The organism is Gottfriedia sp. NPDC056225 (assembly GCF_042267765.1).
In the GTDB taxonomy this organism is placed as follows: domain Bacteria; phylum Bacillota; class Bacilli; order Bacillales; family Bacillaceae_G; genus Gottfriedia.
Map to the genome: position 1 here is coordinate 1 of NZ_JBHJTJ010000088.1, position 8,073 is coordinate 8,073.

General features: G+C 31.3%; 10 protein-coding genes and 1 pseudogene. 2 read left to right on the forward strand and 9 right to left on the reverse strand.

All coding sequences use genetic code 11. The features are described from left to right. The 6 genes and pseudogenes from ACFCYN_RS24350 to ACFCYN_RS24375 all read right to left on the reverse strand — a co-directional run. On the reverse strand, positions 1-545 hold a 545-nt coding region (locus ACFCYN_RS24350), incomplete at its 3' end, for a hypothetical protein (RefSeq protein WP_375952526.1). Between the two features lie 86 nt (positions 546-631). Continuing rightward, a complete protein-coding gene (locus ACFCYN_RS24355; RefSeq protein ID WP_375952529.1) occupies positions 632-1,006 on the reverse strand; it encodes a hypothetical protein in 375 nt (124 codons plus the stop codon). A 281-nt stretch (positions 1,007-1,287) separates the two neighbouring features. Next, positions 1,288-1,728: an NUDIX hydrolase gene (locus ACFCYN_RS24360; RefSeq protein ID WP_216854126.1), complete on the reverse strand. Its 441-nt coding sequence runs from the start codon at positions 1,726-1,728 to the stop codon at positions 1,288-1,290. A 230-nt stretch (positions 1,729-1,958) separates the two neighbouring features. Continuing rightward, positions 1,959-2,582 (reverse strand): YrrS family protein, encoded by a 624-nt coding sequence (locus ACFCYN_RS24365; RefSeq protein WP_375952532.1) that lies wholly within the window; start codon positions 2,580-2,582, stop codon positions 1,959-1,961. Positions 2,583-2,748: 166 nt separating this feature from the next. Then, positions 2,749-3,312 carry a cysteine hydrolase family protein gene (locus ACFCYN_RS24370; RefSeq protein WP_375952534.1) on the reverse strand — a complete coding sequence of 188 codons (564 nt, stop codon included), beginning with the start codon at positions 3,310-3,312 and terminating at the stop codon, positions 2,749-2,751. A 162-nt stretch (positions 3,313-3,474) separates the two neighbouring features. After that, a pseudogene (locus ACFCYN_RS24375) lies at positions 3,475-3,582 on the reverse strand (immunoglobulin-like domain-containing protein); the annotation flags it as partial. Between the two features lie 151 nt (positions 3,583-3,733). Here ACFCYN_RS24375 and ACFCYN_RS24380 point away from each other — a divergent pair. Beyond that, positions 3,734-4,774, forward strand: a complete 1,041-nt coding sequence (locus tag ACFCYN_RS24380; RefSeq protein WP_375952536.1) for a cellulase family glycosylhydrolase — start codon at positions 3,734-3,736, stop codon at positions 4,772-4,774. Positions 4,775-4,873: 99 nt separating this feature from the next. On the opposite strand, the gene ACFCYN_RS24385 is transcribed toward ACFCYN_RS24380, so the two are convergent. Beyond that, a complete protein-coding gene (locus tag ACFCYN_RS24385) occupies positions 4,874-5,242 on the reverse strand; it encodes a hypothetical protein (RefSeq protein WP_375952539.1) in 369 nt (122 codons plus the stop codon). Positions 5,243-5,480: 238 nt separating this feature from the next. Here ACFCYN_RS24385 and ACFCYN_RS24390 point away from each other — a divergent pair, with 238 nt between their 5' ends. Beyond that, the gene (locus tag ACFCYN_RS24390; protein ID WP_098118391.1) at positions 5,481-5,675 is read left to right on the forward strand and encodes a hypothetical protein; all 195 of its coding nucleotides are present in this window, start codon (positions 5,481-5,483) and stop codon (positions 5,673-5,675) included. 106 nt (positions 5,676-5,781) lie between these two features. On the opposite strand, the gene ltaE is transcribed toward ACFCYN_RS24390, so the two are convergent. Both ltaE and ACFCYN_RS24400 read right to left on the reverse strand, forming a co-directional pair. Next, a complete protein-coding gene (gene ltaE, locus ACFCYN_RS24395; protein ID WP_375952542.1) occupies positions 5,782-6,804 on the reverse strand; it encodes a low-specificity L-threonine aldolase in 1,023 nt (340 codons plus the stop codon). Positions 6,805-6,917: 113 nt separating this feature from the next. Continuing rightward, the gene (locus tag ACFCYN_RS24400) at positions 6,918-7,925 is read right to left on the reverse strand and encodes a helix-turn-helix domain-containing protein (protein ID WP_375952544.1); all 1,008 of its coding nucleotides are present in this window, start codon (positions 7,923-7,925) and stop codon (positions 6,918-6,920) included. Positions 7,926-8,073: the final 148 nt, after the last annotated feature.

Below are 8,073 nucleotides of genomic sequence, written 5' to 3' on the forward strand. Positions count from 1 at the left end.
TCTTTCACTTTCTTTAAGAAATAAACTTTTTTATTTTCTTCAATATTTCTAACAATTTTTTTGCCTTTATTATCTATAATAACTAATTTATATCCCTGCTTTAATAAAGATGGTTTATCAACAACTACTCCTGCAAAATTATGTTGTTCGTCCATTTCACTAAATGAAGTTACAGTATTATCTGAATTTAAAGAGGTAATAGACGAACCACCCTCGTGAATTTTCCCAAATATTTTTGATAATTCATAGTATCCATAATCTTTGTCATTTTCATAGAATATGACTGTTTTATTTTTAAAATGTTCAATTTCCGGTGAATGTAAATTATGTTTAACAGCGTACTCCTTAGCTTCTTTAGTTGATAAATCTGAAATACAAAATTCATTAAATAGATTAAAACCTATAGATGTTATCAATAAAACTGCTATATAAATAAATAGTCTTTGAGTGCGTTGCTTTTCTTTTAAAACAGACTTTAAGACAAACATTATTAAAATTATAATTACTAATACAATAAACGTATTTATTAAATTAAAATTATTCATTTTTCCTCCAAAAGATTTACTTTAAAAAGATTTAGTTTCATCTTAATTAAACGTCCTTAATAAACATGTTTCTCGATAATTTTGTTTTAATTCATAAATAGCTCTTGTAATAGTTCAGTTGTCTTTGAATTGATTTTATAAACCTTTCCATCTTGTCTTAATACTAAATTTTGGTTGTAGTTTATAGCAAACTCTTCTTTTTTACCGCTTTCATTAATAAACCATAAATTTAAATCTGTTTTTGGTGTTTCGCTTTGTTCCTTTTGAGCTTTTTTTGAGGCGAAGCCTTTTACAATTTCTTGAATTTGATCACGATTTTTATCTGAGCTATAAATGATCGTATTGACATCAGAAACTGCGACTATTGCAACTGTTTTAGGATCCATACTTTCTGTATTTGTGTTCAATGAACAACCAAATAATACAAATGTAAAACATAATATCATTAGAATTTTCTTCATAGTCCCTCCTTATTTTAATTATTCTCTAACATAATTCCATCAAAGTTAAGCGACATCCTTCCATTCGAATAAAAATGAATCTTTTGGTAGATTTTTTCCAGTTATGTAAAGAAAAGGAACTATTATAGTAAATTTTACAAATTTTATATGTTTTCACATAGTCGTCATCCAATTTTAGTTAAAAATAGCTCTGTTATATTTAATTATTGATATTTCGAACTAAAAAAAGGCTATCTAATTAGACAACCTTTAGAAATTGTTATGTAACTAAAAAACGGAAATTAAAACTCTATATAAAATGGATGCATGTTTTCTTTCAAACAATATTCAATTCTTTGTTTGAAATTTTTCCAAGTTACCATCGCTAAAGCTTCCTCAATAGGAAAATATCCAACTTTCAAACTTTCTGGAGAAGTTGTTAACTTTCCCCCGATTGGTTTAGCTAAAAACAAAGTATTACAAATTGAACTACTAACATTTTGAAATACACCACAAAATTTCACAACTTCAATATCAATTCCGCTTTCTTCTTTTGTTTCCCTAATTGCCGCTTCTTTCAATGATTCGCCTTCTTCAACTTGCCCACCTGGCATTTCCCAACCTCTACGTGGGCCCTTAATTAATAATATTTCATTATGTTCGTTAATGACTATTGTCGCAGCTGAAATAATATGTTTTGGCGGCAAAGAAATATTTTCTGTATTTTTTTCCTTAGATATCAAAAGAATTCCCCTTTCTACTTCTAACTCTTAAATATTACTTTTGATCTATTCTATTTATACTTAAAAGGCTCCTTCTTATTAAACTCTTTTGCCATATTTTTGAATAAAAAAGGAGCTGACAGTGCAATTCTTGTTGTTTAGTAGGAAAATGTACAATTTCCTATATAAAAAAACTGCCGATTGATTCTCGACAGTCTAATAATTAAGTATAAAATTTCTATTAAATCTTGTTACGATGCAGGTTCAACTTTTGTTGCTATGTAACCTGTGCCGTTCCATTGCAGATACACACGATATTTTTGAGAGCCTTTTTCTTTTGAAGATACAGTACCAACAGAGCCACCTTTATTGCTTTTGTCGCTACCTAAAAACCATACTGTCATATTACTTTGATCTAGTCCAGTAGCAGTAGCGATTGTTTGAAGCATGTTCTGCCAATCTTGTGAACTTGAATCATAACTTGTAACATGCTGTCCTCCTGTTTGCTCAGGAGTTTCCGGTGTAACACCTGTTTGTTCAGGCGTTTCTGGTACGATTGTATCCGAGCTATCTTCAGTAGATGATGTATTATCACTAGACTCATCCGTTTGAGTTTGGTCTTGTGAAGAATTATCATCTGAACTCGTATCCTCTTCTTGTTTATCGTTCTTTATGTTGTTATTCGATTGTTTTCCAGCTGAAGCATAATCGTCTATTAGAGGTGATGGCTTTTTATTTCCAGACGATAAAATCGAATTTGAAACAAATGCAATTACAATAATGACAACTGCAATTGATCCACTTAAAATAAATAATTTGGTTTTTCTTTTTTTTGCTCTAAACGTTGCTCTAGAATTACCTTGTAATTTTTTCAATCTACCACTCTCCAAATCTGAGAATGTTAACATTCTATCACGAGTGGGTTAAAACTTGAAGTATTTTCTTAAAAAATTAACCATTTCGTAATAAATTTGATAAGGATCATCTTAATTTGCAGTAACATTTTAATTAATGTAATTTGTAATGCACGAAGTTGTCAATTTATTTTAAATGATCAATCCAACTATCAACAGTTTGAACTTCTGCTTGGCGTGGAAATATTTTTTCAATGAGCACTCTATGAACCTCAGGATCAGAATCAATACACGCGTCGGAAAGCACAGTAATTGAAAAGTCCTTATCTGCCGCTTCTCTTAAAGTCGATAGTACGACGCCACTTGTCGAAATACCACTAAGGACAATTGAATCAATTTGTTGTGAACGTAATATAACTTCTAGATTACTACCAGTGAACGCACTAACGCGATATTTTGTAATAACTAGCTCCCCTTGAATTGGTTCGACAGATTCGTGAATTTGTGTTGATACATCAGTAAATGTCATTCCAGCATTTTTAGCAATTGCTGAGAAAATCTTATTATTTTGACTAACCTCAAAGTATCCTTCACTAAAACCAACTCGTACAAAAATAACTTGAATATTATTTTGGCGAGCGGCTTGGATTGCTTGTTGAAATGGTTTAAGAATTTCTTGTTTGTCAGCGAAACGCGAAACAATACCATTTTGTAAATCCATTACTAACAGTGCTGTTTTTTTATTTTCCATATTTGTTACTCCTTTTTGAATTAAGAAAGTATTTTCTGAATGTAATTCTATCAAATGTTTCAATAATCTGCCAAAATAAATAAAAAAATCGACTGAAACTGTTTTTTTCCTTTTAACAACTACTTTGTACCATGCTTTATCAGAAACACTATAAGTTAAAGTCTAGCTTCCTTTTTTATTCGTATTAACTGTACCTGAAATCTTAATGGATTTAGTTAAATTTCCGTCGATGTTATCTTCTTCCGAAACACCATACAGAGCATTGAAAGTTACACCGTATTCTTAGAAAAAATCTTCTAAAAATTAAATTGTTCACTCAAGGTTTTTTAAGATATTTTCAGCGAAAACTTTCATATATAAATTAATAGGATTGTGTAAGACAGGTTGGGTTTAAAAAAAGGTTTTATTAGGGGGTTAATCTTTGAAAATAGTAAAAAAAGGAATTTTTATTGGTGTTTGTGTGATAACGATCATTATTTTACTATTTGCCTCTTCTTTTGCATTTTTAAATTATATTAAAGTTAACGTTCATAAACCATCCTCACGACTATCGGCTGGTATAAGGGGTGTAAACTGGGCAGATGAACGTGATAATTTTGTTGATGGTGTGATTTATGTAAGTGGTCTGACGAAGAATGATACGTATGACTCTGCTAAAGCTGTTGGACGACAAGTTATTAGGCAAATGTTTGATCAAACTGGAGCTAACACTATCAGACTGCCCATTAATGAAGCTACAGTCGAAAATTATTGGAGTACATACACTGGATCAATCGATGCTGCGTTAGAAAAAGGTAATGTGATTTTCAGCTATTGGGCTCCAAATAATGGGAAACCAGAAGACCTCGTTCGTTTTTATAAAATGTGGAGTACTGTTATCAACAAATATGGAAATAACCCAAACTGCTATTTTGAACCTATTAATGAACCATATGGCTATAATTCGAAAGATTTACGTGATTTCTACAACAATTGGTTAACTAAATATCATGTTTCAAGGAAAAATGTCATTCTTGATGGAATTGGTCTGGCAGCTTTATATATTAATCCACTAGGTAATGATAAACGACTAGATGGCACAATGCTTGCTGTTCACTGCTATGCATTTTATTCAGGATATGTTCATATAAAATCTCTAACAGAAACTGGTTGGTCAAATGTCTTATCAGTCGAGATCGGTAAGTATTCAGACCGTGCCATTGTTACAGAATGGGGAGCACCCATGAAAACTGGGTTAGATTATTCGGTAAAAAAGAGCAATAATGACATACATTACGTCGGAGCAATGAGCGAAAAAATTAATCATCTCGGTATTGGAAGCGTTTACTGGCCTGGATTACGAGATGGGGATTCTTATAGTCTAATGGAAAAAAAGGTCACCAAGAATCAAATCACCCTCTCAGTTACAAATCAATCCGGACTTGAAAAATTACAAGAATCTTGGGGCAAGGATACTAAGTAGATGTGAAATTATATATAAAAATGCCCTCTCGATCAAGAGGGCATTTTTATATTATCAAACTTAAGATTAGTTAGACTCAGTTCATGATTTAGTATTTTTTCAGCGAGGTGAGGGATAAAACGAACGACCGAGTAAAAGTCCGGAAACAGCAAAAACAATTGATAGGCAGATACCTAATTGGCTCGTCGCTAAATACGAAGGTATCGATACGTTGATCGCTACTTTCAAAACAACTAAAATAATGATTGTTCCAATCACCCACAGTGTTTTCTTTCCACGTCCAATTTTTTCAAGTTTACTTCTTGCGATTGCCCACCCTTGAACAATTCCCGCTAAAATTCCCAATACTATTCCTGATAGTAATAACAGCCATTCAAGCCCTTTCACACCACTCATCATAAAAGCCCAAACAACTCCAATAATTAGTAATAACGCTCCGATTAGAAAACTTCTGTCTAACCTCTTCATTCCACTGCGCTCCTTTTACTCCATAAATCATATTTTTTCCTATGTAAAACAATTTTTCGTTAACTTTATTATACTGACATGTAAAACTTTTTTAATACGTCCTCAGACTGATTTGAATTGAAATATACGTTCTTTTGTATTTAATATCTACAAAAAAAGGAATATCTTCTTTGTAGATTATTGTCGTAAAAATAATATGTGGTATGCTAAAGGAAATACCAATTTAGGAGAGTAAATCATGAAAACAACATCAACTGTTCAACTTGAACAATCTATTGGAAAGCTACGAAAAGTAGTTGACGTACTAAACAAGCGAATTAAAGAAACTACTTCTGAACAATTAGCGAATGAAACAATCCGTCTTAAAGAAGAATTAAAAACAATCTCAAATACGCTTTTACAAATCCAGAAGCGTGAGAGCGAAGAAGTTTAATGGCGTAGTAAGCAGTAATTTTCAAAAAACTTTTTCAAATAAGGCTCAGTCTATAGAGAATATAAAAAGGATCTTCTTGGAAGATCCTCTTTGTATAGAAAAAAAATTACATCATTTTCATAACATCAATTATTTTATCAATATCATTTTTTGTAATCCAATAATGTGTAGCGAAGCGCATCATTCCATCTTCTTCAGGAGCAAATATAATAATCCCATTCTCTTTGAAAATTTGCTCGATTTCCTCTGGGCTATGTTTCATATTTGTCATTTGGAAGAATACTAAATTAATATTAATTTGAGATAAGTCCACTTTAATTGTAGGAATTTCACTTAATCGCTCAGCTAAATAAAGTGCATTTTCGTGATCTTCGTGTAAACGTTTTGTCATTTTTTCTAATGCAATGATACCAGCGGCTGCTAAAAATCCGGATTGTCTCCAGCCACCACCTAATAATTTACGCTTCTTTTTTGCCTTTTCAATAAATTCTTTACTTCCAGCTAGTATCGAACCTACTGGAGCGCATAGTCCTTTTGATAAGCAGAACATTACAGAATCGCTATATTGAGATAATTCTTTTACATCTGTTTTTAAATAAGTAGCAGCATTAAAAATTCTTGCTCCATCTAAGTGAATAGGTATGTTTGCATTTTTTGCAATGCTAAAAACTTCTTTCATATATTCAAAATCAACTACTGCTCCATTAGAATATGCATTTTCTAAGCAAATTAATGAAGTTTCAGGAAAATGTAAGTCATCAGGTCGAATAGATTGTTTAATTCGTTTAATATCCATCTTACCGTTAGTCGTTTGTAATGTCCTTGTATGAACACCAGCAATTATTGATGCAGCTCCGACTTCATGCTCAAAAATATGGCAATCTTCTCCAAGGATTACTTCGGTCCCGCGGGCACAATGAGTAAATAAAGCAAGCTGGTTTCCAAAGGTTCCACTCGGAACGAATAAGGCAGCTTCTTTCCCAATCATTGATGAAGCTAATTTTTCAAGTTTCTGAACAGTAGGGTCATCTCCGTATACATCATCTCCCACTTCTGCTGAAAACATAGCATGTCTCATTTCTTCTGTAGGAATGGTTACCGTATCACTTCTTAAATCAATAAATTTCATTTTTATAAGCCTCTTTTCTTGTTTTCAGAATTATCAAAACTAGTTTAATAGACGCATCGAGAAATGTTTTCTAATACAATAATACAACTCAATGTCGGAAATTGCGTATACAATTATGTGTTAAATTTGTTGCTTTTTTCAAATTCTTTCAATCCGATTAATAAAAGCTTCTCAGTAATACCCTCAATTCCAGAGTGATGATCTACTGCAATTTGTTTGATCTTCTCTTTTACGATATCTTGTACAAAAATTGTTAGTTGTTCTTGTTTACTAGTAAACAAAATAAAACCTGGTCTTGTTGAAAGCTTACCATCAATTAAACAATTTTGTAAAATCTCTAAATCTTGTTCAATTTGTGCAGGATTATAAGGTAGTTTAATTGGCTTTATTTCAACCTTAATAGAATTGCCTTCTAAATAAAGGTTCATATTTTGGTGACCAATATTTCTGTAAAAAGAATCAATAATACTAAAAATCGGGGCACTTATTGATTGTGGAAATGGAAATTGAAATTTGATACTACCTCTTTTTGTACTATGTGTTGCTTGCTTAAACTCATACGACTTTTTAAAACTACGATTTAGTAATTCTTCTTTATTTAACAATTCCCCCATATTTGTCTTTGCTACAATCTCACCATTCTCATTAAGTTCAATAATACGCGCCTTTTCATTCGAATTTGGAATTTCGTATAAACCAAACAAGTAGAAATCTAAGTCCTTTGTAAAAAACATCTTTCTCTTTGATCCATTAATTTGAGTGGATTTTAGTTTTTCCACTTCATCCTCTTTAATAAAAACAGTTTGTCTACCTTTAAAATTGATCTTACTTGCTGAAATTTTTCCAGCTTTAATATATTGGTGAATTGTTGCCTTTGATACTCCTAATAGATTTGCTGTTTCAAGTACTGTAAGTCCAACTGGTTTAACTGTTTGCGACTTAAACTGATTTATATCGTCTAAATAAAATCTCATCGTTCCGTCTATTTGCCAATCTTCATACACAAGTTTCAGCTTTCCAGCTTTTACATAATTATAAATCGTTTGCTTAGATATTCCTAAAATATGTACAGCCTCATTTGTTGTAACAATCTCTTTCGCTTTTTGATCTTGTTCTAACATTTGAAATCGTCCCTTTTTATCATGTTTTTGTTTAATTATACCATATTTATTTCTAACAAAAAGTTAAATTATAGTTAATTCAATACAACTAAATTCAATTATTTATAAATAATAAAATAAACAAAATTTTCTTTAAGTAGAATAATAG

Excerpts from the sequence above, each read along its gene's own strand:
- ACFCYN_RS24355 (WP_375952529.1), bottom strand. The coding sequence starts at position 1,006 with ATGAAGAAAATTCTAATGATATTATGTTTTACATTTGTATTATTTGGT.
- ACFCYN_RS24370 (WP_375952534.1), bottom strand. The coding sequence starts at position 3,312 with ATGGAAAATAAAAAAACAGCACTGTTAGTAATGGATTTACAAAATGGT.
- ACFCYN_RS24385 (WP_375952539.1), bottom strand. The coding sequence starts at position 5,242 with ATGAAGAGGTTAGACAGAAGTTTTCTAATCGGAGCGTTATTACTAATT.
- ACFCYN_RS24390 (WP_098118391.1), top strand. The coding sequence starts at position 5,481 with ATGAAAACAACATCAACTGTTCAACTTGAACAATCTATTGGAAAGCTA.
- ltaE (WP_375952542.1), bottom strand. The coding sequence starts at position 6,804 with ATGAAATTTATTGATTTAAGAAGTGATACGGTAACCATTCCTACAGAA.
- ACFCYN_RS24400 (WP_375952544.1), bottom strand. The coding sequence starts at position 7,925 with ATGTTAGAACAAGATCAAAAAGCGAAAGAGATTGTTACAACAAATGAG.